The 26,810-nt window shown below is 66.2% G+C and carries 25 protein-coding genes and 1 pseudogene; 20 read left to right on the top strand and 6 right to left on the bottom strand.

Annotated features, from left to right (window positions below; all coding sequences use genetic code 11):
* The first annotated feature begins 82 nt into the window (after positions 1–82).
* From AC2W7L_RS17010 to AC2W7L_RS16985, 6 genes are all read left to right on the top strand, one after another.
* Positions 83–1,030, top strand: coding sequence for a metallophosphoesterase (locus AC2W7L_RS17010; RefSeq protein ID WP_486005393.1), 948 nt, complete (start codon positions 83–85; stop codon positions 1,028–1,030).
* Between the two features lie 103 nt (positions 1,031–1,133).
* Positions 1,134–3,449 carry a transglycosylase domain-containing protein gene (locus AC2W7L_RS17005; RefSeq protein WP_486005392.1) on the top strand — a complete coding sequence of 772 codons (2,316 nt, stop codon included), beginning with the start codon at positions 1,134–1,136 and terminating at the stop codon, positions 3,447–3,449.
* 280 nt (positions 3,450–3,729) lie between these two features.
* Positions 3,730–3,885, top strand: a complete 156-nt coding sequence (gene sp36, locus AC2W7L_RS17000; RefSeq protein WP_009883339.1) for a Sp36 family protein — start codon at positions 3,730–3,732, stop codon at positions 3,883–3,885.
* A 48-nt stretch (positions 3,886–3,933) separates the two neighbouring features.
* Entirely contained in the window at positions 3,934–4,407 is a 474-nt protein-coding gene (locus AC2W7L_RS16995; protein WP_486005391.1) for a RidA family protein, read from the top strand.
* Positions 4,397–5,371: an NUDIX hydrolase gene (locus AC2W7L_RS16990; RefSeq protein WP_486005390.1), complete on the top strand. Its 975-nt coding sequence runs from the start codon at positions 4,397–4,399 to the stop codon at positions 5,369–5,371. Before AC2W7L_RS16995 ends, AC2W7L_RS16990 begins: the two co-directional genes overlap by 11 nt.
* On the top strand, positions 5,368–6,132 hold the full coding sequence (locus tag AC2W7L_RS16985) for an MBL fold metallo-hydrolase (protein WP_486005389.1): 765 nt from the start codon (positions 5,368–5,370) through the stop codon (positions 6,130–6,132). Before AC2W7L_RS16990 ends, AC2W7L_RS16985 begins: the two co-directional genes overlap by 4 nt.
* A gap of 107 nt (positions 6,133–6,239) precedes the next feature.
* Here AC2W7L_RS16985 and AC2W7L_RS16980 read toward each other — a convergent pair whose 3' ends face one another.
* Complete coding sequence (locus AC2W7L_RS16980; protein WP_039211346.1) at positions 6,240–6,917, bottom strand: Crp/Fnr family transcriptional regulator; 678 nt, start codon at positions 6,915–6,917, stop codon at positions 6,240–6,242.
* Positions 6,918–7,160: 243 nt separating this feature from the next.
* On the opposite strand from AC2W7L_RS16980, the gene nth reads away from it, so the two are divergent.
* Both nth and AC2W7L_RS16970 read left to right on the top strand, forming a co-directional pair.
* Positions 7,161–7,937 carry an endonuclease III gene (gene nth, locus AC2W7L_RS16975; protein WP_062244842.1) on the top strand — a complete coding sequence of 259 codons (777 nt, stop codon included), beginning with the start codon at positions 7,161–7,163 and terminating at the stop codon, positions 7,935–7,937.
* Positions 7,934–8,665 (top strand): NUDIX hydrolase, encoded by a 732-nt coding sequence (locus AC2W7L_RS16970; protein WP_486005388.1) that lies wholly within the window; start codon positions 7,934–7,936, stop codon positions 8,663–8,665. The genes nth and AC2W7L_RS16970 overlap by 4 nt, the downstream gene beginning before the upstream one ends.
* Positions 8,666–8,693: 28 nt before the next feature.
* On the opposite strand, the gene AC2W7L_RS16965 is transcribed toward AC2W7L_RS16970, so the two are convergent.
* Together AC2W7L_RS16965 and AC2W7L_RS16960 are read right to left on the bottom strand one after the other, a co-directional pair.
* Entirely contained in the window at positions 8,694–9,539 is an 846-nt protein-coding gene (locus tag AC2W7L_RS16965; RefSeq protein WP_486005387.1) for an ABC transporter permease, read from the bottom strand.
* A gap of 58 nt (positions 9,540–9,597) precedes the next feature.
* The gene (locus AC2W7L_RS16960) at positions 9,598–10,557 is read right to left on the bottom strand and encodes an ATP-binding cassette domain-containing protein (protein WP_486005386.1); all 960 of its coding nucleotides are present in this window, start codon (positions 10,555–10,557) and stop codon (positions 9,598–9,600) included.
* 109 nt (positions 10,558–10,666) lie between these two features.
* Between AC2W7L_RS16960 and AC2W7L_RS16955 the strand changes: the two genes are divergently transcribed.
* Positions 10,667–11,668 carry a TetR/AcrR family transcriptional regulator gene (locus tag AC2W7L_RS16955; protein WP_486005385.1) on the top strand — a complete coding sequence of 334 codons (1,002 nt, stop codon included), beginning with the start codon at positions 10,667–10,669 and terminating at the stop codon, positions 11,666–11,668.
* A gap of 106 nt (positions 11,669–11,774) precedes the next feature.
* On the opposite strand, the gene AC2W7L_RS16950 is transcribed toward AC2W7L_RS16955, so the two are convergent.
* Positions 11,775–12,182: a phage holin family protein gene (locus tag AC2W7L_RS16950; protein ID WP_486005384.1), complete on the bottom strand. Its 408-nt coding sequence runs from the start codon at positions 12,180–12,182 to the stop codon at positions 11,775–11,777.
* Between the two features lie 179 nt (positions 12,183–12,361).
* Positions 12,362–14,299 carry an acetate--CoA ligase gene (gene acs / locus AC2W7L_RS16945; protein WP_486005383.1) on the bottom strand — a complete coding sequence of 646 codons (1,938 nt, stop codon included), beginning with the start codon at positions 14,297–14,299 and terminating at the stop codon, positions 12,362–12,364.
* A 795-nt stretch (positions 14,300–15,094) separates the two neighbouring features.
* Here acs and AC2W7L_RS16940 point away from each other — a divergent pair.
* The 9 genes from AC2W7L_RS16940 (at position 15,095) to AC2W7L_RS16900 (ending at position 22,858) form a co-directional block, all read left to right on the top strand.
* On the top strand, positions 15,095–17,323 hold the full coding sequence (locus AC2W7L_RS16940) for an MSCRAMM family adhesin (protein ID WP_486005382.1): 2,229 nt from the start codon (positions 15,095–15,097) through the stop codon (positions 17,321–17,323).
* A 242-nt stretch (positions 17,324–17,565) separates the two neighbouring features.
* Positions 17,566–18,573 (top strand): septum site-determining protein Ssd, encoded by a 1,008-nt coding sequence (ssd, locus tag AC2W7L_RS16935; protein WP_486005381.1) that lies wholly within the window; start codon positions 17,566–17,568, stop codon positions 18,571–18,573.
* Positions 18,570–19,742 carry a TadA family conjugal transfer-associated ATPase gene (locus AC2W7L_RS16930; RefSeq protein ID WP_486005380.1) on the top strand — a complete coding sequence of 391 codons (1,173 nt, stop codon included), beginning with the start codon at positions 18,570–18,572 and terminating at the stop codon, positions 19,740–19,742. Before ssd ends, AC2W7L_RS16930 begins: the two co-directional genes overlap by 4 nt.
* Entirely contained in the window at positions 19,739–20,431 is a 693-nt protein-coding gene (locus AC2W7L_RS16925; protein ID WP_486005379.1) for a type II secretion system F family protein, read from the top strand. The genes AC2W7L_RS16930 and AC2W7L_RS16925 overlap by 4 nt, the downstream gene beginning before the upstream one ends.
* Positions 20,432–20,433: 2 nt before the next feature.
* On the top strand, positions 20,434–21,024 hold the full coding sequence (locus AC2W7L_RS16920; protein ID WP_486005378.1) for a type II secretion system F family protein: 591 nt from the start codon (positions 20,434–20,436) through the stop codon (positions 21,022–21,024).
* Positions 21,025–21,113: 89 nt separating this feature from the next.
* The gene (locus AC2W7L_RS16915; protein WP_167194353.1) at positions 21,114–21,716 is read left to right on the top strand and encodes a GNAT family N-acetyltransferase; all 603 of its coding nucleotides are present in this window, start codon (positions 21,114–21,116) and stop codon (positions 21,714–21,716) included.
* Between the two features lie 187 nt (positions 21,717–21,903).
* Positions 21,904–22,149, top strand: a complete 246-nt coding sequence (locus AC2W7L_RS16910) for a DUF4244 domain-containing protein (RefSeq protein WP_486005377.1) — start codon at positions 21,904–21,906, stop codon at positions 22,147–22,149.
* Between the two features lie 56 nt (positions 22,150–22,205).
* Complete coding sequence (locus AC2W7L_RS16905) at positions 22,206–22,544, top strand: TadE family protein (protein ID WP_228281670.1); 339 nt, start codon at positions 22,206–22,208, stop codon at positions 22,542–22,544.
* The gene (locus AC2W7L_RS16900) at positions 22,541–22,858 is read left to right on the top strand and encodes an Rv3654c family TadE-like protein (RefSeq protein ID WP_486005376.1); all 318 of its coding nucleotides are present in this window, start codon (positions 22,541–22,543) and stop codon (positions 22,856–22,858) included. Before AC2W7L_RS16905 ends, AC2W7L_RS16900 begins: the two co-directional genes overlap by 4 nt.
* Positions 22,859–22,867: 9 nt before the next feature.
* Here AC2W7L_RS16900 and AC2W7L_RS16895 read toward each other — a convergent pair whose 3' ends face one another.
* Positions 22,868–25,144 (bottom strand): DEAD/DEAH box helicase, encoded by a 2,277-nt coding sequence (locus tag AC2W7L_RS16895; RefSeq protein ID WP_486005375.1) that lies wholly within the window; start codon positions 25,142–25,144, stop codon positions 22,868–22,870.
* Positions 25,145–25,178: 34 nt separating this feature from the next.
* On the opposite strand from AC2W7L_RS16895, the gene AC2W7L_RS16890 reads away from it, so the two are divergent.
* Both AC2W7L_RS16890 and AC2W7L_RS16885 read left to right on the top strand, forming a co-directional pair.
* Positions 25,179–26,393, top strand: a complete 1,215-nt coding sequence (locus AC2W7L_RS16890) for a DUF7059 domain-containing protein (protein WP_486005374.1) — start codon at positions 25,179–25,181, stop codon at positions 26,391–26,393.
* A pseudogene (locus AC2W7L_RS16885) lies at positions 26,390–26,810 on the top strand (methyltransferase); the annotation flags it as partial. The gene AC2W7L_RS16890 and the pseudogene AC2W7L_RS16885, both read left to right, overlap by 4 nt.

The following is a 26,810-nucleotide window of genomic DNA, read 5'->3' as shown; positions in this document are numbered from 1 at the left end:
TACCTGACGGCGGCTCAGCAACCTGGCGCGAGGTTGCTGGGCCGCCGTCAGGTAGCAAGAGAGAGCGGATAGAGTTGGGGGAATGAAGAAGCGCGCTCTCCTCGCCGGTGCTCTTGCTGCCCCCGCAGCCGCCGGAATCTGGGGTGCGGTCATCGAACCGCACCTCTTCGCCATCCGCCGCCGCACTCTGCCGATCCTGCCGGCCGGAGCCGAGTCCATCCGGATCCTCCACGTCGCCGATCTGCACTTGGCCTCTTGGCAGAAACATCGTGCCTCCTGGGTCAAAGCGCTCACCTGCCTCGAACCGGACGTCGTCGTCAACACCGGCGACAACCTCTCGGCCGATATCGTGCCCAGCGTCCTCGACGTCTTCTCCGGTCTGCTCGAGACCCCCGGCGTCTTCGTCCTGGGGTCGAACGACTTCTTCTCCCCGCAGGCGAAGAATCCTGCGAAGTATCTGCGCTCACCGTCCCAGGTCAAACACCGGGTGAACCCCGACCTCGACGTCAAGGCCCTCGTCCGCGGGTTCGAGGAACCGACGGCCGCTTCGGGCTCGGCTGCCGGAGGTCAGGGATGGCATTTCCTCGACAACACCGAGGCGGCCCTGACGATCAAGGGCACCCGCATCCACTTCTCCGGGCTCGGCGACGCCCATATCGACCGTGACCGGATCCGCTGGAGCGGGGGAGAACCCGGCGAAGGCGAACTCGAACACCCGCGGTTCGACCCCGAGGCGGGGCTCAGAATCGGCGTCACACATGCCCCGTATTCGCGGACCTTGGAGGCGTTCGCCTCGGCGGGGGCGGATCTCATCATGGCCGGACACACGCACGGCGGACAGATCCGTGTGCCCTTCTGGGGTGCGCCGGTGACGAACTGCGATCTCGATCGGACACGCGCCCGCGGAGTTTTCCCGTACCGGCAGAGTCTCGTCGCCATCTCCGCGGGACTCGGCTTCTCACCGTACTCACCAGTGCGTTTTGCCTGCCGACCGGAAGTCAGCGTCCTGGAACTCGTTGCACAGGCGTAGCTCGTTCAGCGGTTTCTGAAGATTTGCACAAGGCGAATTCGTTAAACTGGCTACCATGGTGTCTCCTGAGTCAAACGCTCCACCCACAAAAATGGGCGCGTTCATGCAGTTCGTGGCCGTCAGTGCGGTGGCGGGAATCGTCGCTGCCGGCCTGGCCATTCCCGGAGTCGGTGTTGCGACAGCCAGCGCGAACAGCGCTGTCGAGATCTTCGATTCACTTCCCGCGACCTTGGAGATCAAGGAGCTGGGAGAGAAGTCGACGATGCTTGCCTCCGACGGTTCCGAGATCGCGGAGTTCTACTGGCAGAACCGCCAGGAGGTGCCGCTGGACGAGATCTCGCAGGATATGCAGAACGCGACGATCGCCGTCGAGGACTACAGGTACTTCGAACACGGCGGCGTCGACATCGTAGGCATCGCTCGTGCCGCGGTGCACAATATGGTGTCCTCGACGACTCAGGGCGGATCGACGCTGACCCAGCAGTACGTGAAGAACGTGCTGGCAGAGAACGCGCATGCCGAGGATAACGCCGAAGGTGTGGAAGCGGCGAAGGAATCCGAAGGCACCGCAGGCTATGCGCGTAAGCTGCGTGAGGCCAAACTCGCTGTCGCGGTTGAGAAGAAGTACGACAAGAAGGAAATTCTCAACCGCTACATGAACATCAACAACTACTCGGGCTCCCCGAACGTCTACGGCGTCGAAGCGGCCGCCTACCGGTACTGGGGCATCCACGCCAAGGATCTCAACATCCAACAGTCGGCGATGCTCGCCGGAATCGTGCAGAATCCTTCGGCGTTCAACCCGCAGCGGTTCCCCGACCAGGTGCTCAAGCGCCGCAACACCGTGCTCGGGCAGATGCTCAAGTACGACCACATCACGCAGAAGGAATACGACGAGGCGGTCAAGACCGACCTCGACCTCGATCTGCATGAGACCCCGAACGGCTGTTCGGCGGCGAAGAGCGATGCCGAGTTCTTCTGCAACTACGTGCAGAACGTCATCATGAACGATGAGACCTTCGGCAAGACCGTCGAAGAGCGGCTCGCCTTCCTCCAACGAGGCGGCCTGACGATCAAGACCAGCCTCAACCCGGATATCCAGAAGATCGCGGACAAGGAGGTCAAGAAGCGCGTCCCCGTCGGCGACCCCTCCGGCGCCGGCCATGCCCTGGTGACGATCGAACCGGGAACCGGTGAAGTCGTCGCCATGGCCGAGAACCGTGAGTACACGGTCGGTGATGTGAAGAAGAAGGACAGAAGCAAGAAGACCTCGATCAACTACACCGTCGACAAGAAGCACAACGGCGGCGGCGGATTCCAAGTCGGTTCGACATGGAAGCCCTTCGTCCTGGCCACATGGCTCAAGGAAGGCAAGAGCCTCAACACCACCGTCAATGCGACGAAGCGCAACTTCCCGGCCAGTTCCTGGAAGTACGAGGGCTGCCCGAATATGGGCGGAGACTGGAACCCGAACAACGCCGGTGACGGTGAAGGCCGGGGGTCGATGACCGCGCTCGAGGCGACGAAGAAATCCGTCAACACCGGCTACGCGGCTATGGGCAACCAGCTGAACATGTGCGAGATCATGAACACGGCCATGGACCTCGGTATCCGCTATGGCAGCGGTGAGCCACTCGACTACAAGGACAAGTCCGGCTTCATCCAGGCGCTGTCGCCCTCGTCGATCCTCGGTACGACGGAGACCACCCCGATCGCCATGGCTGCGGCATTCGCCGCCTTCGCGAACGAGGGCGAGTTCTGCGGACCGAAGCCGATCACCGAGATCAAGGACCGCAATGGCGAGAAGCTCGACATCCCCGGAGAGGGCTGCAAGCGCGTGCTGGACAAGGAAGTGGCCAAGGGCGTCGCCTACGCGCTGACTCAAACCTTCAACGGCGGTACCACCAGCTCGCTGAAGATCGGAGTTCCGGCTGGTGCGAAGACCGGTACGACGAACTTCGATGTCGGTCACACCTGGCTGCTCGGCTTCACCAAGACGTTGTCGACAGCCGTGTGGACCGGTGACCCCGCAGGTACCCGCGACTGGCGCACGAACAGCGAAGGTGCCGTCCGCGGCCACGTCTACGGTGCGACCATCTCCGGTAAGACCTGGCAGTCGTACATGAGCCAAGCGGTCAAGGAGACCAAGGGCAACACCGGCTTCCCGAGGCCCAGCAGCAAGTACTTCTCCGGAGGCGGCTCGGCGGTGGCGGCGGTTCGTCCACCGGCGGAGGAGGCGGCGGCACCGGCGGGCGGTGGTGGCAGGCCGGAAGCCAAGGCAACGGCGGCACCGGCGGCGGTGGCGGCGGCAATCCGGCAACAACGAGGCGGCGGCGGAAACGGCGGCGGCAATGGCAACAACGGCGGTGGAAACGGCGGCGACGGCGGCGGTGAGGCCCCCGGCCTCGGCGGCAACTGAGCCGCTGACCTGTCGACCGCGACCGGCCGATAGAACCCGTCGGACACCATGACAGCGAAGGCGGGGAGGACCAGATCCTCCCCGCCTTCGCTGTACCGTCTGCCGGTGTGCCTGCACCCGCTCGACCATGGTCGCACTGCCGTCTCGGAACGCAGGTGCTCGGCCTGCCCGGTCTGGGCTAGTGTGGGGAACGGACCAGCGTCGTCGCTCACAAGGAATGGCCGGCACACCGGATCACCTCCGGACCGCCTCGGCGGCGCACCAACATACGAGGAGAATCATGACCAAGTGGGAATACGTCACCGTGCCGCTCATCGTCCATGCGACGAAGCAGATCCTCGACCAGTGGGGCGAGGACGGATACGAGCTCGTGCAGGTCGTCCCGGGGCCGGACAACAATGGACTCGTGGCCTACCTCAAGCGCCCGAAAGAGTGACCTGAACCGGCCCGACCGCTGACACCCACCCCCACGGAAAGAAGAATCATGTCGAAGACTCTTGAGCGCATGAGCGAACTCGGCCTCGAACTGCCCGAGATCGCCACTCCAGCCGGCGCCTACGTCCCTGCGCTGCGCACCGGGAACTACGTCTACACCTCGGGCCAGCTGCCCGTCGTCGACGGCGAGCTGCCCGCCACAGGTCACCTGGGTACGGATGTCGACCTCGACACCGGCTACCAGCTGGCACGCACAGCCGGGCTCAACGCCCTGGCCGCCATCGCCGGAGTCATCGGCGACCTCGACAGGATCGTGCGCGTCGTCAAGGTCACCGGTTTCGTCAACTCCGCTGACGACTTCACCCAGCAGCCGGCCGTCATCAACGGCGTGTCCGAGCTCTACGGTGAGATCTTCGGAGACCGCGGGCAGCACGCCCGCAGCGCCGTCGGCGTCAATACGCTGCCGCTGGGCACGCCCGTCGAGGTCGAAGTCATCGTCGAAGTCTCAGGCGATGCCGCTTAGCGGACGCACTCTTCCCGTTTCGTCGGAACTGCGGTGGCTGCTCGACCACTGGCAGTCCGACGGACGGTGGCCCGTCCCCGAAGCCCCGCGCCCCACCTCGGCGATCGTGCTGATCCGGGACTCCGCGGACGGGCTGGAGCTCTTCATCACCCGGCAGCTCGACGCTCGCGGCGTCGAGGACCGCAATCGGTGGGCATTCCCCACCAGCAGCCTGCGCCCGGGCGATGTGCGGAAGCTGCCTCTGGCCGGATGGAATTCGGCCCGGTGCGCACGTGCGCTGAGCATCGAGAACAAATCCCGCGCCCTGCACCACTTCTCCGCGGCCGCCCGCATCACCTTCGCAGCCACTGGAATTCTGCTCGCCGAGGATGTCGACCGGGAGATCTTGGCCGCACCGCAGACGGACTGGCGCACCACCCGATCGCGGCTGTTCTCGAACGAAGTGACCTGGTCGCAGGTCCTGCGCGACCGAGATCTGCGGCTGCGCCCCGACCTGTGCAAACCGTGGCTGCGCTGGATCAACACCCCCACCCAGCTGCACAGGTTCGACACCACCTACTTCATCGCCACCGTGCCCTTCGGCCAAGACGTCGACTTCCTGTCACCGAACGAGACCTCCGCCGGGTGGAAACGTCCCGGCCAAGTCCTCGCCGAGGTGGGAGGGGACCCCGACCGCATCGGCGCGGCCGCCCGCATCATCGTCGAAAGCCTCACCGAGGTTCCGACCGTGGGCGCGGCCATGGCGCAGATCCGCAACGTCCACCCGCTGCGTCCGGAGATCATCGACGACGACGGTGATTGGAAGGTCGTCATCCACACGGGCAAGGACCCCCACAGCAAGGGCAGCCTGCGCGACCGGGCCGTGGCCGTCGGCGAGACCGACAACGACCAGAACCCCGGTTTTCTGTCCTTCAGCGGTGACGATGATGAGGAAACGACAGACGAGGAGAACGACGACTCATGAGAATCCGTGCGAACAATCCCGGCCCGATGACCCTGACCGGAACGAACACCTACGTGCTCACCAGCCAGGATGACACCTCTGCGGTCCTCATCGACCCCGGCCCGGAGATGGCCGAACACCGGCAGGCCTTCCTCGCCGAGGTGGCCGACCGTGATCTGACGGCCATCGTGCTCACTCACCAGCACGCCGACCATTCCGAGATGCTCGGAAGCATCGAACAGTGGGCCCCCGAGGTGCCCGTCTACGCCGTGCTCGAGCGATTCGCCCGCCATACCGACCCGGTGGCCGACGGCGACGAGATCGCCTTCGGCTCCACCCCGGCCGACGTGCTGCGCGTCGTCGCCACCCCCGGACACACGAGCGACAGCATCAGCCTCATCCACGCCGGAGCCCTCTACAGCGGCGACACGATCCTGGGGGAGGGGACGACGATCGTCACCCATCCGGAAGGCTCGCTGCGCGACTACCTGAACTCCCTCGACCGGTTGCGGGAACTGCTCGACGCCGGCGAGTTCGAGATCATCGAACCGGCCCACGGTGAGCGGATCGACGCTCCCGCCGAGGTGATCGACTACTACCGCTCACACCGGCTCGAACGCATCGAACAGGTCAAAGCGGCACTCGAACAGGGAGCGAGCACCGCCTCGGAGGTCTGCGACATCGTCTACCACGACGTCGACCCGAGCGTGCGACCGGCGGCCGAACAGATCGTCAAGGCGCAGCTGGCCTATCTCGACGCCCTGCCCGCCGACGATGCCTGAACGAGGCTCGCCGCCCGAACGTGAAGGACGCCCCAGCCGAATCGGCTGGGGCGTCCTTGCATCGCGGCGATTCACTCGGCCACAGCGGCCGGACGTCGCTGGGAGGGTCAGCGGGCGCGGTTGCGCATACGGTCCATGTCGAGGATGACGACGGAGCGAGCTTCGAGGCGGATGAAGCCGCGGGCGGCGAAGTCGGCCAGTGCCTTGTTCACGGTCTCACGGGAAGCACCGACGAGCTGAGCCAGCTCTTCCTGGGTGAGGTCGTGAGCGACGAGCACACCGTCGGGAGCCGGCTTCGAGAAGCGGGCGGCCAGGTCGAGCAGCGCCTTGGCGACGCGGCCGGGCACGTCGGAGAAGACGAGGTCGCCGACGGTCTCGTTCGTCCGGCGCAGACGCTGGGCGAGAGCTTTGAGCAGGTTCATTGCGGCCTGCGGGCGCTCATTGAGCCAGGTGGTGAGGTCGTCGTGCTTGAGGCTGAGCAGCTCGGACTGGGACACAGCGGTGACGGAGGTCGAACGTGGGCCCGGATCGAAGAGGCTGAGCTCACCGATGATCTCGCCGGGGCCGACCACGGACAGCAGGTTCTCGCGGCCATCGGAGGACTCGCGGCCGATCTTGAGCTTGCCCGAGGAGACGATGTAGAGCTCGTCACCGGCATCGCCCTCATGGAAGAGCACGGTTCCCCGACGGAGACTCCGCGGGTTCATGAACTTCATCAATGCACTGGTGGCTTCATCGTCCAGACCTGCGAAGAGCGTCGCGCCCCGCACCACTTCAATATCCACTGGTTCCTCCTTGTCGTGATAATCACACATAAATCTACCTGGTCATCTGCATCGATACCAGCAAAGACGCGGGAGTGTGGCCCATCAGTATGAAAACGCCTTCCGCGTCGCCCAACACTACTCCCGCCCACACCATTCCCGCAGACGGCCAGTTCCGGGCGCGGATCCGGGCACACATGCCTGAGCCGAGGGTGTGACCGGCATGACTGCGGAATGACAGGGCACGGATTAGGATGGTGAGTCGTGTTGACTGTGGCAGAGAAGAGCGCGCGGAAGTTCGCGAAGGAGACCCCGCTGGGCCGGACACGCCGGGCCCGCAAGATCCATCGCGTCCTCGCCGAGGTGTACCCGAACGCGAAATGCGAACTCGATTTCGAGACCCCGTTCCAGCTGCTCATCGCCACCGTCCTCTCCGCTCAGACCACCGATATCCGCGTCAATTCGGTGACCCCGAGCCTCTTCGCCGCCTTCCCCGACGCCCACGCCCTGGCCGTGGCCAACCTCGTCGAGGTCGAGGAGCACATCCGCTCCACCGGGTTCTACCGGGCGAAGGCCCGCAACATCGTCAAACTTGCGAACGAACTCGTCGACGAGTACGACGGCGAAGTGCCGAACAAGCTCGACAAGCTCGTCAAGCTCGCCGGAGTCGGGCGCAAGACCGCGAACGTCGTCCTCGGCAACGCCTTCGACACCCCGGGGCTGACCGTTGACACCCATATGGGCCGGCTGGCCCGCCGCTTCGGGTGGACGGAGGAGACCGATCCGGTCAAGGCCGAACACGAGATCGCGGCGCTGTTCCCGAAGAGGGACCTCACCATGCTCTCTCATCGGGTGATCTTCCACGGCCGGCGCATCTGCCATTCCCGCAAGCCCGCCTGCGGCGCCTGCCCGCTGAGTGCGCTGTGCCCTTCGTTCGGCATCGGGGAGCTCGACCCGGAGAAGGCCCGCGCCATGCTCCGTTTCGAAATGGCGCCCTTGGCCACCCCCGCCGAGGAGGCCGCCTCCGAGGACGGACAGTGAGCACCGAAATCCCCGACATTCCACCCGAATCGGCGACGATCGCCGATGGTGTCCTGCGCGCTCAGCTCGAAGACTTCGCCACCTCGCACGGGTCCCCGCTGTGGCTGCGCCGGCAGAAGGGTTCGGCAAAGGATGCCGCTCGTGACGCCGCCGTGCTCATGCTCTTCGGGCGTGGGGGAGAAGCCCGCACCGAGGCGGGGCGCTCAGAAGCATCACGCCTGGCCGAAATCGGTGTCGCCGATGTCGACATCGTGCTGCTCCAAAGGGCTGCGACCCTGCGTCACCATCCCGGTCAGGTCGCCTTCCCCGGCGGCGGCCGTGATCCCGAAGACCATTCCATGGCGGCCGCGGCGCTGCGTGAAGCGGAGGAGGAGGCGGGAATCTCCCCGGAGACCGTCGAAGTGCTCGGTGAGATGGACCCGCTCTACATCCCGGTCTCGAAGTTCGAGGTGACGCCGGTGGTCGGCTACTGGCGTCAACCGGGCCGCGTGCAGGTGATGGATCAGCGGGAGTCCTACTCCGTCTATCGGGTGGCCATCGCCGACCTCGTCGCCCCCGCCAATCGCGGCACCTTTGCGCGCCCCGATCTGAAGTTCTCGACCCCGGCCTTCGACGTCGGAGTCCTCAAGGTCTGGGGCTTCACCGCCGGCATCCTCGACTTCGCCCTCGACCACCTCGGCTGGGCCCGCGAATGGGACGAGAACGCTCCTATCGCGATCGACTTCTGAACTCGATCACCGAGGCGTCCGCAGCTATTCAGCGACGTCCGGCCTTCGCGTTGAACAGCACTGCGGCCCATACCGCTGTCGCGGCGAGAATGAGCAGACACCAGCCGACGGCGAGATAGAGTGAGGCGCCCATATCGGTGCCGATGAGCAATGCTCGCAGGGCGTCGATGATCGGAGTGATCGGCTGATTGTCGGCGAACACCTCCAACCACCTCGGCATGGTCTCGACGGGCACGAATGCGCTGGAGACGTAGGGGAGGAAGAGGAGGATGAAACCGTACCCGTTTGCGGATTCGGGAGATTTTGCGGCGAGGCCGATGGCGGCGAAGAGATACGTGATCGCCAGAATGTAGAGAGCGACGAGTCCGATGGTCGCCAGCCACTCTCCGACTCCTGCGGAGGGTCGGAAACCGATGGCGACGGCGACGAGGAGGACGACGGAGGTCGCGAACAGATTCCTTGCAAGGCTCGCCACAACGTGGCCGGTGATGACAGCAGACGCTCGCACGGGCATCGTCCGCAGCCGGTCGACGAACCCGGAGGTCATATCCGAGGCCACCGAGAGCGAAGTCGAGGCGGCACCGAAGCCGGCGCAGGTGAGGATGATTCCGGGAACGACGTAGTCGACGTATCCGCCATCGGGATCGAGGGCGCCGCCGAAGACGAAGGTGAACATGAGCATGAGCATGACCGGCAGAGCGACGGCCATGAGCAGTGATTCGACGTCTCGAACAGCGTGACGCAGGCTTCTGCCGATGAAGGTCGCCTCGGCGGAGAATCCGCGAGGGCGTGTCCGGGTCGTCCGGCGGGGGAGGTCGGCTGCGTTCGGTGCTGCTGCTGTCGCGGACGTGGTGGTCGGGTGACTGTGTGACATTGCGGTGTCCTCTCTGGACGGTGATGATGCACGGCGGCGCGGGCAGGGGTGCGGGTGGTCAGTGAGGCTTGTCGGCCGAGGTGAAGGCGAGGAAGACATCATCGAGGCTGGGACTGTGCAGGGACACTGAGGCCCGGGACGATCGACCGACCCACGGCTCGATCGCCGAGGCGAGGCCGTCGACGGTCCCGTCTGTGGGAATCTCATCCAGCTGGGTCCCGTCGCTTCCGCGGATGGACACGGTGTCTTCGCCGATGCGTGCCTTGAGCTCTGCCGGTGTGCCCAGGCCCGCCATGCGTCCGCTGTCGAGCAACCCGATCCGATCGGCCAGGGCATCGGCTTCGTCGAGGTACTGCGTGGTGAGGAACACCGTCGCGCCGCCTCGGGAGAGCTCGCCGACCTCGTTCCACAGCCCCTGCCGGGAGCGGGTGTCCAGACCGGTGGTGGGTTCATCGAGAATGAGCACCTCGACCGGGACGACCAGACTGAGCGCCAGGTCGAGGCGGCGACGCATGCCGCCGGAGAGCGCGGCGACCCGAGCGGACATGAAGGCTGTGAGACTGAGCTTCTCGGCCAACTCACGGCTTCTCGCCTTCGCGGCGCGACGGCTCAGTCCGGAGAGGCGGCCGAGGAGGACGAGGTTCTCCTCGGCCGTGAGGCGGGCGTCGACGGCCGCAGACTGACCGGTGACTGCGAAGCGACGTTTCGCCTCGGCGGGTGATTCGCACACATCGACATCCATGACCCGAACCGATCCGGTGTCCGGGCGGACGAGGGTGGTGAGGATATTGATGCAGGTGGTCTTTCCTGTGCCGTTGGAGCCGAGGAGGGCGAAGACTTCGCCCCTGCGGACATGGAAGTCGAGCCCGTCGAGGACGGACTTCGCACCGAAGCGCTTGCCCACGCCGGTGAACGAGATGGCGGCAGTTCGGGTGTCATCCGTGGCGGTGCCCTCCGCCGGGAGCGGCAATGGAGCGGTTGGATGAGAAGCGGTGCTGATGGAGCCGTCGGTGGTCATGATGGGGTCCTCTCACAGGTCGGAATCACCGAGCAGGTTTCTGTATACGGCAGAAACTGTATATGACACTAACACGCAATATATGGTATACACAATATAAGATGGCGACATGAGTTCTGACGACACGATCGAGCAGCTCCCCAGCGGAATCGCGCTGGCGTGGGGAGTCGCGGCGACACCGCAGCGAGGACCGAAGCGGGAGATGAGCGTCGAGAAGATCGTCGACGCCGCCATCGAGATCGCTGACAGCGACGGCATCCAGGCGGTGTCGATGTCCGCGGTCGCAAAGCGCCTCGGGTACACGCCGATGTCGCTCTATCGATACGTGAGCTCGAAGGACGATCTGCTCCTGCTCATGCAGGAGGAGGCGACCGGTCTGCCGCCGGAGGCGGACGGGGAAGTTCTCAGTTGGAGGGCTCGCCTCAGCGAGCTCTACCAGGCCCAGTCACTGATCTATGTCCGACAGCCCTGGCTGCTGTCGATGCCGATCACCGGCAGCCCGATCACCCCGAACAGCTCGGCGTGGCTGGAGGCCGGCCTCGAGGCGCTCTCGGATACCGGTCTGTCGGAAGAGGAGCGGATCGCCGTCTCCCTGCTCGTCACCGGTGTCGCCCGCTGGAAGGGAATGATCGCCGCAGGCTATGAGGAGCAGAGTCGAACGACCGGCTTGGATGCCGCCGAGGTGGCGTCCCGGGAGCAGCGGCTCTTCGACGCGGTCATCACCGAGGATGGATATCCGTTCCTCAGAAGGGCGATCGATGCGGGGGTCTTCACCTCGGAGTCCGATCCCTTCGACTTCGGACTCGAACGCGGCTTCGACGGAGTGGAGGCCTTCATCGACGGGGTCGAGCGCAGGCGGAGCGGCGCCGAATCCGGGATGGCGGACGGCTCGGGCGCGACAACCCCGGCCGACTCCTCCGGCGACGCTGCCGGGGAAGCGGCTGATGGGAAGGCCATGATCGCTGATGATGACCCCGATGTCATCGCCGATAAGAAGCTGCGAGAGGCCCAGAAAGCCGTCAGGCAGGCGCAGAAGGTGCTGGCCGAAGCGCGCAAGCGGGAACGTCAGGTGCGACGTGAAGCCAAGGAGCGGGTGGCGAAGCGGCGCTGACTGCGAATGCGCCGAGTGAGAAAGTGACAAGCGGCGCCGGACACGATGTCCGGCGCCGCTTCATTGTCTCGCTGTCGAGGACCGAGCGGGTCCTGTCAGTAGTGGTTCAGTAACGGGGTCCCGAGGGGTTCTTCACTGCACGCTTGACCGAGGCCACGAGCGATTTGGCCGAGCCGATCGCGGTGCCGGGTACCGGGTTGCCCTTCTTGAACAGCGGGAGGGCGACAAGCACGAGGATGATCGCGATGACGGCGAGGATGCCGAAGACGATGAGGAAGCTTCCCCACCACGGCCAGCCCAGACCCTCATGGAATGCGGCCGCACCGGCGAAGATCACCATGAACGAGGACAGGAAGAGCAGGAAGAGCGCGACGACGGCCAGTCCCGCACCGATGCCCAGGTTCTTCGCACCGGCAGTGGCTTCGGCCTTGGCAAGGGCAATCTCTTCTTCGGCGAGGGCCTTGGAATCGTCGCTGATGCCTTTGATCAGTTCGCTGATGGACCGTTCGGCCATGAGAGCTCCTAAATCGAGAACGAGGACAATCTAACTTAAGAGTAGTCTGAACGCGCCCTTCGGCCAAAGGCGAATCGGCGGGGAATCGGGAAAACCCGTCGGATCCCGACGACGGCCGCTATGCGGCAGGGTCGTCTGTCACCGACGGGTCATCCGAGTCCGGCCTCAGGGCGAGAGGCTCAGGCTCCTGCGACGGACTTCTCGATCTGGTCCATCACCGAGGCGTCGGCGAGGGTCGACGTATTGCCGACCTCCCGGTTCTCGGCGACGTCCTTGAGCAGACGGCGCATGATCTTGCCGGAGCGTGTCTTGGGCAGGTCCGTGACGATGTGGACCTTCTTCGGCTTCGCGATGGGGCCGATGTCCTTGCCCACATGCTGACGCAGCTCTTCGGCGGTCTCAGGAGAATTCTCGACGCCGCCTACGACGATGACGAACGCAATGACGGCCTGACCCGATGTGTCGTCGGCAGCGCCGACCACGGCCGCCTCGGCGACCTTGGAATGGGCGACGAGCGAGGATTCGATCTCCGCGGTGGACAGGCGGTGACCGGACACGTTCATCACGTCGTCCACTCGACCGAGGAACCAGATGTCCCCGTCCTCATCGCGGCGGGCGCCGTCGCCGGCGAAGTACGTGTTTTCGAACCGTGACCAGTAGGTCTCCTCGAAGCGCTCCGGGTCTTTCCAGATTCCGCGCAGCATCGACGGCCACGGGCGGCGGATGACGAGCAGTCCGCCTTCGGGGCCCGCCGGGTTCTCGCCCGAATCATCGACGACGTCGACGGAGATGCCGGGGATCGGACGCTGGGACGAACCGGGCTTGGTCGACAGCACGCCGGGCAGGGGAGCGATCATGTGGGCTCCGGTCTCGGTCTGCCACCAGGTGTCGACGATCGGGCAGCGCTCACCGCCGATGACGCGGTGGTACCAGCGCCAGGCCTCGGGGTTGATCGGTTCGCCGACGCTGCCGAGCAGGCGCAGGCTGGACAGGTCGTACTTCGCGGGGATCTCCTCGCCCCACTTCATGCAGGTGCGGATCGCAGTCGGGGCGGCATAGAGGATCGTGGCCTTGTACTTCTCGATGATCTCCCACCAACGGCCCTGATGCGGGGTGTCGGGGGTGCCTTCGTAGATGATCTGAGTCGTGCCGGCGGCCAGCGGGCCATAGGTGACATAGGAGTGACCGGTGACCCAACCGACGTCGGCGGTGCACCAGAAGACATCCGTTTCGGGTTTGATGTCGAAGACGGCCTTCATCGAGTACAGCACCTGGGTCAGGTAGCCGCCGGTGGTGTGGAGGATGCCCTTGGGCTTCCCTGTCGTACCGGAGGTGTAGAGGATGAACAACGGGTGCTCCGAGTCGAAGAACTCGCATTCGTGTTCGTCGCTGGCCTGGCCGACGGAATCCTCCCACCACTGGTCGCGGCCCTCGACCCAGTCGACGTCCTGACCGGTGCGCTTGACGACGAGGACGTGCTCGACCGGGGTGTCTCCCTGGGAGATCGCTTCATCGACGGCGGGCTTGAGGCTCGTGGGCTTGGCGCGACGGTAGCTGCCGTCGGCGGTGATGACGACGCGGGCTTCGGCGTCGATGATGCGCGAGTGCAGAGCATCGGCGGAGAATCCGCCGAAGACGACGGAATGTGCCGCACCGAGGCGGGCACAGGCGAGCATCGAGATCACGGCTTCGGGGATCATCGGCAGGTAGATGGCGACTCGGTCTCCGCTCTTGACGCCGAGATCGGTCAGCGTGTTCGCCGCCTTCGACACCTCGGCGAGGAGTTCGGCATAGGTGAAGATGCGGGAGTCGCCAGGCTCGCCTTCGAAGTTGATGGCCACCCGGTCGCCATTGCCGGCGAGGACGTGACGGTCGAGGCAGTTGTAAGCGACATTGAGCTTTCCGCCGACGAACCATTTCGCAAACGGCGGGTTGGTCCAATCGAGGACCTCGCCGAAGTCTTCGTGCCAATCGACGAGCTCACGGGACTGCTCAGCCCAGAAGCTCAGATAGTCTGCCTCGGCGCGTTCGTATTCGTCTGCCTTGACGTTGGCGTTCGCGGCGAACTGCTCAGGCGGGGCAAACGTCTCGGTCTGCTCGGCAGCGGTTTCGGTCATGCTTTCCCTCCGACTTCCTTGGTGGATCGAAAATTCTAGTTGCACTGTATACCTGTGCTCGAGGGCAGTGGAGGGCAGTTTCACTCGATGAGCGGGGAAATCGGAGGTAGCCGCCGCACAGTTCCTGTGGTATGGCTCACATGGTTTCGGCGGTCTTGGGTAGACCGAAGGGCCGCCTCGGCGGGGGGAATGAGGAGTTTTCGAGGTGCCTGAGAATGCGGATATGAGTGCACAGGAGGCCTGTGTTCTGCAAGGATGGGGTCAGAGTCTGTCGGGATCTGTCCCGACCGGACACGGAAACACAGTTACCTTTCCCCGAGATCGACTGGAGTCAGCGATGAGTTCGCCGCAGCATCCAACCGGGTCCGGGCCACAGCCGTGGCAGGATCAGCCCCCGCAGTACCCTGGCCAGAACGCGCAGCAGCCCGGCGGTCAGCCGCCGGCCTACGGTTCGGGACCGGGACAGTTCGGCTCGGCGCCCGGGCCGGCCTACGGTTCCGCACCGGGACCCTACGGATCGGCACCGGGACCCTACGGATCGGCACCGGGTCAGCCCGCCGCTCAGGGACCCTATGGTTCGGCTCCGGCCCAGTACGGGTCGGGACCCGGGCCTTACGGTTCTGCCCCAGGGCAGTACGGCTCGGCACCGGGACCGTACGGTTCAGCTCCGGGGCAGGGGCAGTTCGGTCAGGCACCTGCGCCGAAGCAGAAGACCGGCCCGGGAATCCTCGGACCGCTGACTCTGCGCGACCTCTTCCTCCTTTTGCCGGTCTGCTCGCCTTCATCGCCCTGTTCGTGCCCTACCGCGGCTACAGCTACGGCTTCGGCCGCGAGACGACGACCCTGTGGCATTGGAATGTCGCGGACATGGGCGCGCTCGTGTTCGGGGTGCTCACGATCCTGCTCATCGTGGCGGCTGTGCTCGTCAACAAACTGGGCAACAGTCGGCTGCGGGTCGGATCCCTCAGCCTCGACCAGTTCATCTCCGTACTCTCGGCGATCGCCTTCACCTATGTGTTCATCGACCTGCTCACCTCGGCGGTCTACTGGCATGTGGGCTCGTACCTGACGTTCTTCGCTGCGCTCATTGCGTTCTTCGCCGGTGTGTTCACGATGCTGCCGTTCTTCGCCAAGGAATTCGCCGGCCGCGAGGACATCGAAACCCATCCGAAGGCTCGCCCCGTCGCCAAGCACACCCAGCATCCGGCACCGGTGGCCAATGTGCCCGGTGCTGCCGGCCCTGGCGCCGGTGCGCCCGGATTCGCACCCTATGGCGCGGTTCCTGCCGGGCCGGGTCAGGAAGGACCCGGACAGCCGGCTCAGTTCGGTCAGCCGGGCGGCCCGGGACAGTCCGGCCAGCCGACTCAGTACGGTGCGCCCGGACAGCAGGACCAGTTCGCCGGACCGGGACAGTCGGGTCAGCCTGCACAGGAGGGTCAGCAGGACCAGTTCGGCGGTCCGGGACAGTTCGGTGGTCCGGAACAGCAGAACCAGTTCGCCGCTCCCGACCAGCTGGCCCAGCCTTCGGACCAGCAGAACCAGCCCAGCCCCTATGCTCCGCCGCAGGATCAGGAAGCCGAGCGTTCGGCCAGCTCCTTCGCAGCCCCCGCTGCCGGCGCATCGGCCGCGGGCGCCGCACCCGCATCCGCAGGCGCGACCTCGGACCACGACCCCGCTGACGGACCGGTGCACAGCACCGGTGACGGCCAGACCTACCTGGGCCGTCACGATTCGGAGGCCCCGCAGCATTCGCAGAGCGAACCGACTCAGGCATTCGGTGTGGGCGCCGGCCAGCCGCAGGCAGATGCGACCGACGGCCAGCCCAGTGCGAGCGGCGATCAGCCGACCACGACCGATAACCAGTCTGCGGGAGCCGATGCCCAGCCCTCAGAGTCGGACGACTCGTCACATTCGGGTGCCGTGGCCGCTGCTGCGGGCGCCGGAGTGATCGGTGCCGGTGTGGCCGGTGTCGCTGCTGTGCATTCGGACTCCGAACGTCGCCGGGGCCGCCACGCCGCTCCCGAATCGGAGACCGGTGCGGAACCGACCGACCCAACGTCGACTGCTCCGCAGGACGAAGTGAACGAGGAAACGTCTGCGGACAAGTCCGCGGCCGCCTCGGTGAGGGAAGACGAAGCCCCGACGGTGGTGTCACCGGCGGAGAGCAGCGACCTCGTCTCCAAGGTCAACTCAAAGACCTCGGACACGAACGCCGCAGAAAGCCCGAACGCCGCCGAAGGCGCGAACGTTGCCGGTGCGGCCTCGGCTGCACAGTCCTCGACCGATGCCGATGGGGCTTCGACCGACGCCGATCAGGCGTCGGCAGGTGACGCATCTGCGGACGCGACTTCGGCAGAAGCGGCCTCGAACGCTTCGCCAGCGGAATCCTCGGCAGCGAACAACGAGGCCACGGCACAGGGTCCGGACGACGATGCGAACGTCCGCTCCACCGAAGCCACCGTCGTCAGCACCCCGGCCGAGGACAAGGTCGTGGCCGACGACAAGCCCACGGCCGATGACAAGGCAACCGCGGATGACGATGAGCAGGCGACCGCTGTGATGGAGCCGGCAACCGGTGGGGAGCGGACGACCGCTCCCGAAAGCGAAGAGCCGACTCAGTACGTTCCCGTCGCCGACTATGCCAACCGTCCCGAGACCGACGGGCGTTCGGACAGGTCGAACGAGGAGACCATGGCGCAGACGGCCGTCGACAGCCAGCCGGTGCCCGCCGATGCCGGTCAGAACCGGTCCGGCGGTGCTCAGAGCGACGGTCGGAACGCCGATCAGAACAATGGTCAGGCCGAGAACCAGGACGGTGGACGCCCCATCATCCAAGCGTTCTGGTTCGCCGTCCCCGAGCCGCGCGAAGCTGTGGACGAGACCACCGGAATGCCGGTGTTCACGATCTACCCCGGCGACTGGTACCTCAGCCTCGAGGACAACGGCTCCTGGTTCAAGGTCCGCGACTCCGACGGCAGCACCACGGGTCTCCTGCGCAACATCGAAGGAATCCAGCGCGGCTGATTCGGTTGGCAGCCACTCGCACGTCAATGCTGTGGACAGGCCTCGGTCGACTCGGTGCCACCGGCACCAGGTGAGGTGACCGACGGGCCGGTCCACCGTGGCTGGCCTGGACTGAGGCTGCAGACCATAACAAGGGGCGTCTCCTGTGACTCAACCTCACAGGAGGCGCCCCTTCGTCGTCTCATCCACAGGGCGGCACTCGGGTCTGGCCGGTGACAGCCGAGCGGGTCCAGGCTCGGTGCATGCAGGTAGCCCTCATCACCGACCTCGGTGCGATCACCGAAGAATGCGCCCGAGTGGCCGAAAGCATCGGCATCTCGCTGACCGTCCTGCCTCCCGACTCCGGAGGCTGGCAGTCCGCGTCGCTCATCCTCCTCGGCGAAGACGTCCGCGAAGCACCCGCCACCGACCGGGCAGACACGATCCTCGTCGTCCTCGACGATGACGAACCCTCCTCGACCTGGGCGAGGGCCGCGCACCTCGGCGTCGACCAGCTCGCCGTGCTGCCTGCCGCCGCGGAATGGCTGAGCGGGCGGATGATCGCCGCTGTCGAACCGCCGACGGCACCTGGGACCACGGTCGGCGTCGTCGCCGGATGCGGGGGAGCCGGAGCCTCCGTGCTCGCCTGCGCACTCGCCCGGCGGGCCGGAGCCGATCACAGCACCGTCCTCGTCGATGCCGACCCGCTCGGCGGGGGACTCGACCTCGTCCTCGGTGCCGAACAGGCGCCCGGTCCCCGGTGGACCGACCTCAGTGCCTCCCGCGGACAGCTGCGCCCCTCCACCTTGGCCGAAGCGCTGCCCCGCCACGACGGACTCGCCCTTCTGTCCTGGGGACGAGACGACACCGTCGACCTCGATCCGGACGTCTTCGACGACTTCCTCGCCGCGGCCGGCCAGGCCTTCGACCTCGTCATCGTCGATCTGCCCCGCCACGCCCCGCCTCAGTGGACCCGGCGCTGCCATCACGTCCTCCTCGTCTCCCCGGCCAGGGTCCGATCCGCCGTCGCCTCCTCCCAAGTGGCCAAGCGGCTCTCCCACGCCCACCCGGATGTGCGCCTCGTCGTCCGTGAAACCGGGGCCGGCGGTCTCGACGCCGACCTCCTCGCCGATTCCATCGGGCTGAACCTGGCCGGGAGCATCCGCGATGATCGGGGCCTGTCCGCCGCCGTCGACCGCGGTGAGGGAATCCCAGGCGGCGCGCACCTCGGCCGCCTCGTCGACCGATTGCTGGGGGAGTGGGTGGAATGAGCGAATGGCTCGACGCTTCGCTCGTCGCCGATGTCCGCAAAACGCTGCTCGACAATCCGGGGCCGGTGACCACGGCCGCCGTCGCCGAGGCGGTCCAACGCACCGGACGCGTGCTCGGTTCCTCCGCCCTGCTCGAACTCGTCACCCGGCTGTCCGCGCAGCTGTCCGGAGCCGGGCCCCTGCAATCCGTGCTCGAGGTGCCCGGCACCACGGACGTGTTCGTCAACGGACCGCGAGAGATCTTCGCCGACACCGGTGATGGACCCCGGCTGCTCGACCTCACGCTCGGGTCCGAGGAGGACGTGCGGTCCCTGGCGGTGCGGTTGGCCGCCCTCGGCGGACGCCGCCTCGACGATTCGAGTCCCTATGTCGATGTGCGCCTGCCCGACGGGGTGCGGATGAACGCGATCGTCCCACCGATCTCCGGGGAGACGACGACGATCAGCTTCCGCGTGCCCAAACGGGCCGGATTCCCCTACTCCCAGCTCTGCGCCGAAGGGTTCGTCCCCGACGAGATCAGCCCCCTCATCGCCGAGGCGGTCACCTCCCGGGCGAACATCCTCATCTCCGGCGGGACGGGCACGGGAAAAACCGTCCTCCTCGGCGCTCTGCTGTCCCTGGTGGAGACGATCCAGCGCATCGTCATCGTCGAGGACTCCCGCGAACTCATCGTCACCCACCCCCACACCGTCCAACTCGCCGCCCGCCAGGCCAATGTCGAAGGCGGCGGCGAGGTGACTCTGACCGACCTCGTTCGCAACGCCCTGCGGATGCGGCCCGACCGCCTCGTCGTCGGGGAGTGCCGCGGCGCCGAGGTCCGGGACATGCTCACCGCGCTCAACACCGGTCATGAGGGTGGGTGCGCGACGATCCACGCGAACACCGCCGAGGCTGTGCCGAGCCGGGTGGCCGCGCTCGGTGCGCTGGCGCAGATGAGCCCGGACGCCGTGTATTCGCAGTTCTCCACTGCAATCGACCTCGTCATCCATCTGCGTCGCACCGGTTCCGAACGGGGAATCACGGAACTGGCGATCCCGACGAGGACCGGAGCCGAGGGAGTCGTCATGGAACCGGTGTGGGGCCGCCCGTCACCATCGACGACGGGCACCGTCAATCGACGTGCCCTGGCTCGGTTCGAAGCCGTGCTCGAACAGAAGTCCGCCCGATGATCGTTCTCACCGCCGTCCTCATCGCGGCCGGGATCATCCTCGCCGCACCCCCGGATCGGTCGAGACTGCGGGAGCTCCTCCACCGCGGCGAAGGCGGCGAACCGGCGCGGAAAGGAGTGCGTGCCTTCTTTCGCCGAGGCGGCCACACCGCCGATGATCAGGCCGAACGGCTGTGGGCGATCGCCGCCGTCGAGAACTGCGCCCACCTGCTCAAGGTGGGGATGACCCCGCAGGCGGTGATGAGCACGCTGAGTCGCCGTAACGACGCTCTGACCCCGATCTCACGAGCGATTTCCTTGGGCGAGGAACCCGGACGCGCCATCGCCACTCGCAGCAGCGCCTTGTCTGAAACCGCCGCTCGTGTGCTGTCCGGAATGGCCGCCGTGTGGACGGTGTCCGAACGCTCCGGAGCCCCCGCCGCGGAGATGATCCTCCGCTATGCGGCAGCTCAGAGAGACGCACTCGATGCCGAACGCGAACGCCGCATCGCCATGGCCGGACCGAGGTCGACGGTGCGGGTGCTCAGCTGGCTGCCGCTCATCGGCGTCGGTCTCGGCCTGCTCATCGGCGTCCGCCCTCTGGAGCTCATCAGCGGGCTGCCGGGACAGCTGAGCATCGGGGCCGGCCTGCTTCTGTACGGGGCCGGCCGATGGTGGATGCGGACGATGATGCTGCGGGCGCAGAGGTGACCATGATTCCCCTGCTCATCGGTGTCTGTGTCGGGCTCTGCGTGCTGCTGTGGTCGGGAACGACCCGCGGGAGACTGCAGAGCCTCCTCGGCGAGAGCAGGACCGATCCCACCGACACCGAGGCGGCCGCACCGGAGGCGGGAACGGCCGGATCGGGCACAGAGCGGGCGGTGGCCGATGATCAGTTGGCGTTCGACCTTGACCTCGTGGCGATCTGCCTGACCTCGGGCCTGCCGATTCCCGTGGCGCTGACCCTGACCGCCGAGGCGACCGACGACCGATCGGGTCTGCAGAGGATCGCGCGTGCGATGACGATCGGGGGACGCAGACTCGCCGACGACGACCGGCTGCTGCCGGTGCTCGAGGTCTTCGAGTTCTCCGAACACACGGGTGTCGGCCCGGCACCTCTCATCGAGTCCGTGGCCGAGGAGCTGCGAGCCTCCTCCCGCCGTCGTCGGCAGGAGGCCGCCGCCTCATTGGGTGTGCAGCTGGTGCTGCCCTTGGGTGTGTGCATTCTGCCGGCGTTCCTGCTGCTCTCGGTCGTGCCGGTCGTGATCTCGCTGCTCTCCGACCTCACGACCGTGTTCTTCTGAGGTGTGCGCGACCGCGGCACGCAGCGGTTTTCACCCGGCCCGGAAGCCGCGGTGACCTGGTTTTCAGGCTCGACCGATAGGCTCGGGACATGGCACCGGTCACACCCTTCAATCAGCTGTCCAATGTCGAACAAGCCGAGAACTACGCCGAGAACCTCTTCATCGGTCGATCCGTGCGTCTGCGCCCCTTGAGGGAGGATGATCTGCCCTACCTCGAACAGTGGTGGTTCGATCCCTCGATCGTGGTCCTGCAGAATCACACGGTTCTGCCGCGGCCGGAAGGGGGAGTGTCCGAACAGTTCTCGCAGTGGAGCGCGAACACGTCGAGCGAGGCAGTCGGCTTCAGCATCGAACTGACCGAAACCGAAGAGTTCGTCGGTCACGTCACGCTCTACGGACGCAACCCCATCAATCAGTCCGCCACTCTGGCGATCGTGCTCGGCCCCGAATTCCACGGCCGCGGATACGGTTCGGACGCCGTGCGACTGGCCGTGAAATACGGGTTCCTCCAGCTGGGACTCAACCGCATCGAGCTGCAGACCTGGGCGTTCAACACCCGCGGGATCGCCTCCTATACAAAGGCGGGATTCGTCGAAGAAGGCCGTCGACGCGAAGCCGTGTTCTTCAACGGCCGTCGTCACGACGAAGTGATCATGGCCATCCTCAAAGACGACTGGGCCGGCAACACCTGATGAGCCGGCAGCACTGACTCCTTCGCAGTTTCCTGTGGACGGACTCTCCACTCGACCACCGTGATCCTGTGGACCCAGAACCCGTTTCCACAGGCGCGAAACCGAGTCTGGACACGTCGGTGCGCTCACTCCCAGGATGAAGGTCCGCTCGCAGAGTGCGAACGGGATTTCAGCCAAGGAGGAGAGCATGGCCACCACATCACCGCCCCCGGAGATCGATGATCCGCCGACGGGGCAGATCGAACCCGTCGAGGATCACCAGGTGATCGAAGAGTTCTGGGAGCCCGACACCGGAGCGACCACCGCCGAATATGCGATCACCACTCTGGCCGCGTGCGGATTCGCCGCTCTGCTCGTCGTGGTTCTCAAATCCGAACCGATCAAGGAACTCATCACCGGGGTCATCTCCTCGGCGCTCGGGTTGGGAAGCTGAGCCGTCTCATGGCACGCGGACGCTCCCGTCAGCGGCAGCGAGGAAAGGACCGCGATTTGGGAACGGCGACGGCGGAATTCGCCGTCGTCATGCCGGCCGTCGTGCTTCTCATCGTTCTGCTCACGGGAGCAGCCGCGGTCGGCTTCTCCCAGCTGCGAGCCTTCGACGCGGCACGGTCCGCGGCCCGTGAGATCGCCCGTGGCGAACCCCAGGCCGCAGTCGTGTCCGAAGCGAAGAAGCACGCCGGTGACTCCTCGACGGTTCGCGTCCGAGCCGACGGCGGATATTCGGTCGTCACGGTCACGATCGAACTGCCGGCCGCGATCTTCTTCCTCGACACCGTCGATGCGAATGCCACCGCGCGATTCGAAGGCGACAGGAGCGGGCCGTCATGACGAACATCGTCGTGGGGCTCTGCTCGATCGTGTTCGTCCTCGTCGCCGCCATCGGCAGCCTCGGCCAGGCCTTCGTCGCCCACAGTCGGGCGCAGAGCGCTGCGGACCTGGCTGCGCTCGCCGCCGCGGACGCCGTGCGGGGACTGGCCACCGGAGAACCGTGTGAGATGGCGAAGGAAGTCGCGAAGCGCAATGGCGGTCACCTCGAGGGCTGCCGTGCTTCGCTCAGCGAACAGTCCGCCTATGTCGTCATCGAAGTCGACATCCCCGGGCCTCTGCCGAAGGTCAGAGAGGAGGCTGTCGCTGGGAAATGAGGGGGACCGCTACCGGAGCACGGTGCGCAGCAGCCGCAGCGCAGCGTCCTTCTCCAGCGGTTCGTTCCCGTTGCCGCACTTCGGCGACTGCACACACGACGGGCACCCCTCGATGCACTCACATGCTGCAATGGCATCCCGGGTCGCACCCAGCCACTCCTCGATGACCTCGCTGCCGCGTTCGGCGAATCCCGCACCACCGGCCAGGCCGTCGTAGACGAACACCGTCGCCAGTCCGGTGTCGGCATGCAGTGCCGTCGACACTCCGCCGATGTCCCAGCGGTCACAGCCGGCGAAGAGCGGCAGCAGACCGATCGATGCGTGCTCGGCGGCATGGACGGCGCCGGGCAGGTCGCCGGAGACGACTTCTGCCTCGTCGAGGACGCTCTGCGGGATCGTCCACCACACGGCCTTCGTCCGCAGAGTGCGCTCCGGCAGGTCCAGTTCGTGTTCGGCGATGATCGCTCCACCGCGCTTGGCTCGCATCCGGTAGGCCACGACCTGATCCTTGACGTCGACGGTGCCGCTGCACACCGCCACCCCGGAGGTCAGAAAGCGCTGTGCATCGGTGTCGACGATCGAGATCTCAGTCTGCGAGCGCGGCTGAGTCGTGTAGTCGACCTCGGCACGTTCGACGGCGACGATGCGGTCCTCGAGGTCGAGATCGAGGACGGTGAAATCGATGCCCTGATGCGTATACACCGCTCCCGGATGGGCGCCCGTGTGGGCACCCGATTCGTCGACAGTGCCCAGCAGAGTGCCGGTGCTCGCCTCGACCAGGCTGAACTGTCCACCGCCGGAACCGCGGATATCGGACAGGTCGGTGGCCGGTTGGTCTTTGGCCCAGAACCATCCGGTTGGTCGTGCCCGCAGCAACTTCGCCTCCACGAGGTCGTCGATGACCTCGGACGAATTGTCCGGGAAGTGCACGAGGTCGGCTGACTTCAGCGGCACTTCGGCGGCAGCCGCACAGAGGTGGCCCGAGAGCACATGCGGATTGCCCGGATGGATGACCCCGGCGTCGACGGGGGAGTCGAAGATGACTTCGGGATGATGGACGACGTACGTATCGAGCGGATCATCGCGGGCGATGAACACGGCCATCCACCGCTGCCCGGCCCTGCCGGCGCGCCCCGCCTGCTGCCACAGGGACGCCAGAGTTCCCGGCCAGCCGGAGATGATGACGAGGTCGAGCCCGGAGATGTCGATGCCCAACTCCAGGGCATTCGTCGACGCCACGGCCAGCAGCTGGCCCGACCGCAGAGCGGTCTCGAGCATCCTGCGCTCTTCGGCCAGATACCCGCCCCGGTACGCTGCGACCTTGCCGGTCAGGGTCTCGTCCACCTGTCCCACCTGGTCGCGGACGGTCTGCGCGAGGGCTTCGGTGCCGCGGCGGGAGGCGATGAACGTGATCGACCGAAAGCCCGCGCACATCGAATCGGTGATGACATCGGCTGCCTCGACCAGACCGCTGCGCCGGTCCCCGCCCGGAGACACCGGGGGTTCCCACAGCGCAAAGCTGCCGGCCGCCCGCGGCGACGAATCCTCGGTCACCGCATGTGCGGGCCGACCGGTCAGCTTCGCAAAAGCCACGTCCGGGTCCGCCATCGTCGCCGAGGCTCCGATGACGACCGGGGACGCGCCATAGTGGGCGGCGATGCGCAGCAGGCGGCGCAGGATGAGCGCGACATGGGACCCGAACACTCCGCGGTACCGGTGGGCCTCATCGATGACGATGAAGCGGAGGTTCTTGAACATCCGAGCGAAGCGCTCGTGCTGGGGCAGAACGCTGCGGTGGAGCATGTCCGGGTTGGTGAAGATGACGTTCGCATGCCGTCTCGCCCAGTCCTTCGAGACCTGCGAGGTGTCCCCGTCATAGCTGGCCGGCCGCATGCCCTGGATGACGAACCGTTCGAGTTTGTCCAGCTGATCGGCGGCCAGCGCCTTCGTCGGCGCGATGTAGATCGCCGAGGCGGTGCGCAGCTTCCCGCGAGTCGATTGGATCGCTTCGAGCACCGGCAGCCAGAATCCCAATGACTTGCCCGACGCGGTGGGGGTCGCGATGACGACGTCGGAACCGTCCCTGGCTGTCTGTGCCGCTTCGAGCTGGTGCTGCCACAGAGCGTCGACGCCGATGGCATGGCAGGCGTGCCTGAGCTCCTCGTCGATCCAGTCCGGCCATTCCGCGTCCCGTTCGAACCGCTGCGGGATATCGCGGACATGGACGATCCGCTCATCCCGGGCACCGAAACCGGTGACGATATCGAGAAGAGCAGAGGAGGCCATGAGTCAATTATGGCGCAGTCGCTAGGATTCTTCTGTGACTGATCTGCCGTTGGCCCACCTGGGCGAGACCCTCTACCGTTCCGGATACACCGAACCGCGGCTGCGCCAGTTCTGGGGTGCCGCGACCTCGGAGGCGCTGCTGCGCAACAATCCCGCACCCGCCATCCACCACTGCACCCGGACGCTTTCTGACGAGTCGGCGACGGCCGCCGACCGCGCACTGGCCGGTGCCGCGCTGCTGTTCCATCTCCACCGCACCATCCCGGTCACCGAGGTCCGAGCTCTGCTGGGGGAGTCCTTCGACACCGCCGCCGAGGCGGGGCTGATCACCGTGGACGACGACGAGGTGACCGCCCCGTTCGCGCTGACCCCCTATGATCTTCCCGTCGGTGTCCCGCGCGGCTTCCGTCCCGGGGACGAGAACCTCTACCTCGTCGCCGATCACGGCACCCTGACCACCCCGGATGTGCTCGACGGCAAGTTCGTGCTCGGACTCGGCGGTGCCGGCCGGACGTTGGTGTCCATCACCCCGCGCGACCATGTCGGCGTGGCCGCCGATATCGGCACCGGCTGCGGAATCCAAGCCCTGCTGCTGGCACGCCACAGCGACCGGGTCATCGCCACCGACATCTCCCACCGAGCCCTGCGCCTGGCTGAACTCTCGGCCGGACTCAACGGTGTGACGACGATCGAATTCCGGCACGGGTCTCTCCTCGAACCGCTGAGCGATCCCGTCGATCTGCTCGTGTCGAATCCGCCGTTCGTCATCACCCCACGCAGCACGGACACCACCTTCGAGTACCGAGACGGCGGCATGACCGGGGACCGACTGGTTCGGGAACTCTTCACCCGGATCCCTGCGCACCTCACCGCGGGCGGACGCAGCGTCTGCCTCGGAAACTGGGAAGCCGCCTCGGGGACGGACGGTGGACCGGAGACCTGGGTCGACGATGCGGATACATCGGTGTTCGTCATCGAACGCGAGGCCCTTGACCCCATCGCCTACGCGGAAACGTGGATCCGCGACGGCGGGATCCCTCGTGCCAGCACTGCCTGGAACGAGGCGGCATCTGCCTGGATCGACGACTTCGCCACCAGAGGTGTGGACGAAATCGTGTTCGGGTACGTGTTGATGAGCCGTTCCGATAACGATGTGCCAACGATTGAATCTGCAGACTCCGCGGGCAGCCAAGACACGTCGAGCCTCGCCGGCGGCCGTCGGGGGAGGGAGTATTCAAATCCCGGGTGAGAGTCACCTCGGCGCCGGCGAACAATCCGCACGGGCTCGCGGAGTTCCTCACCACGATCATCGCGATCCGGACGTGGCTGGCGTCGGCCGGACCCGAGGAGATCGCCGAGACCGCGTTCACCCGCTCGCCCGACCTCGTCGAACATCGTCATTTCGTTCCGGGAGCACCGGAACCCAACTCGATCACCTTGGAACAGGGGATCGGCTTCGGGCAGGTCTTCGACCTCGATACGGCGTTGGCCGGGTTCGTGTCTGTCGCCGATGGGACGCTGACTCTGAGGCAGACGGCCGGGGCTCTGGCTCAGCTTCTCGAGGTCGATCCCACGGCTCTGGAAGATCAGCTCGTGGCGCAGGTCAGAGCCCTGTGCGCGGCGGGTGCATTGCTGCCCGACAGCGATTTCCGTCGCGCTCCGCACG

The sequence above is a fragment of the Brevibacterium sp. LAARM3_SD1 genome, from assembly GCF_057364765.1.
The sequence above is the reverse complement of the archived record's forward strand: the minus strand, read 5'-3'. Positions and strand labels throughout refer to the sequence as shown.

What these genes read in the sequence shown, in the direction of transcription:
- AC2W7L_RS16895 (WP_486005375.1), bottom strand. Translation starts at nt 25,144, where the DNA reads ATGGCCTCCTCTGCTCTTCTCGATATCGTCACCGGTTTCGGTGCCCGG.
- AC2W7L_RS16955 (WP_486005385.1), top strand. Translation starts at nt 10,667, where the DNA reads ATGAGTTCTGACGACACGATCGAGCAGCTCCCCAGCGGAATCGCGCTG.
- AC2W7L_RS16920 (WP_486005378.1), top strand. Translation starts at nt 20,434, where the DNA reads ATGATTCCCCTGCTCATCGGTGTCTGTGTCGGGCTCTGCGTGCTGCTG.
- acs (WP_486005383.1), bottom strand. Translation starts at nt 14,299, where the DNA reads ATGACCGAAACCGCTGCCGAGCAGACCGAGACGTTTGCCCCGCCTGAG.
- AC2W7L_RS16930 (WP_486005380.1), top strand. Translation starts at nt 18,570, where the DNA reads ATGAGCGAATGGCTCGACGCTTCGCTCGTCGCCGATGTCCGCAAAACG.
- AC2W7L_RS16995 (WP_486005391.1), top strand. Translation starts at nt 3,934, where the DNA reads ATGTCGAAGACTCTTGAGCGCATGAGCGAACTCGGCCTCGAACTGCCC.
- AC2W7L_RS16990 (WP_486005390.1), top strand. Translation starts at nt 4,397, where the DNA reads ATGCCGCTTAGCGGACGCACTCTTCCCGTTTCGTCGGAACTGCGGTGG.
- AC2W7L_RS16985 (WP_486005389.1), top strand. Translation starts at nt 5,368, where the DNA reads ATGAGAATCCGTGCGAACAATCCCGGCCCGATGACCCTGACCGGAACG.
- AC2W7L_RS16950 (WP_486005384.1), bottom strand. Translation starts at nt 12,182, where the DNA reads ATGGCCGAACGGTCCATCAGCGAACTGATCAAAGGCATCAGCGACGAT.
- AC2W7L_RS16960 (WP_486005386.1), bottom strand. Translation starts at nt 10,557, where the DNA reads ATGACCACCGACGGCTCCATCAGCACCGCTTCTCATCCAACCGCTCCA.
- AC2W7L_RS16915 (WP_167194353.1), top strand. Translation starts at nt 21,114, where the DNA reads ATGGCACCGGTCACACCCTTCAATCAGCTGTCCAATGTCGAACAAGCC.
- AC2W7L_RS16925 (WP_486005379.1), top strand. Translation starts at nt 19,739, where the DNA reads ATGATCGTTCTCACCGCCGTCCTCATCGCGGCCGGGATCATCCTCGCC.
- AC2W7L_RS17005 (WP_486005392.1), top strand. Translation starts at nt 1,134, where the DNA reads ATGCAGTTCGTGGCCGTCAGTGCGGTGGCGGGAATCGTCGCTGCCGGC.
- AC2W7L_RS16900 (WP_486005376.1), top strand. Translation starts at nt 22,541, where the DNA reads ATGACGAACATCGTCGTGGGGCTCTGCTCGATCGTGTTCGTCCTCGTC.
- sp36 (WP_009883339.1), top strand. Translation starts at nt 3,730, where the DNA reads ATGACCAAGTGGGAATACGTCACCGTGCCGCTCATCGTCCATGCGACG.
- AC2W7L_RS16910 (WP_486005377.1), top strand. Translation starts at nt 21,904, where the DNA reads ATGGCCACCACATCACCGCCCCCGGAGATCGATGATCCGCCGACGGGG.
- AC2W7L_RS16965 (WP_486005387.1), bottom strand. Translation starts at nt 9,539, where the DNA reads ATGTCACACAGTCACCCGACCACCACGTCCGCGACAGCAGCAGCACCG.
- AC2W7L_RS17010 (WP_486005393.1), top strand. Translation starts at nt 83, where the DNA reads ATGAAGAAGCGCGCTCTCCTCGCCGGTGCTCTTGCTGCCCCCGCAGCC.
- ssd (WP_486005381.1), top strand. Translation starts at nt 17,566, where the DNA reads ATGCAGGTAGCCCTCATCACCGACCTCGGTGCGATCACCGAAGAATGC.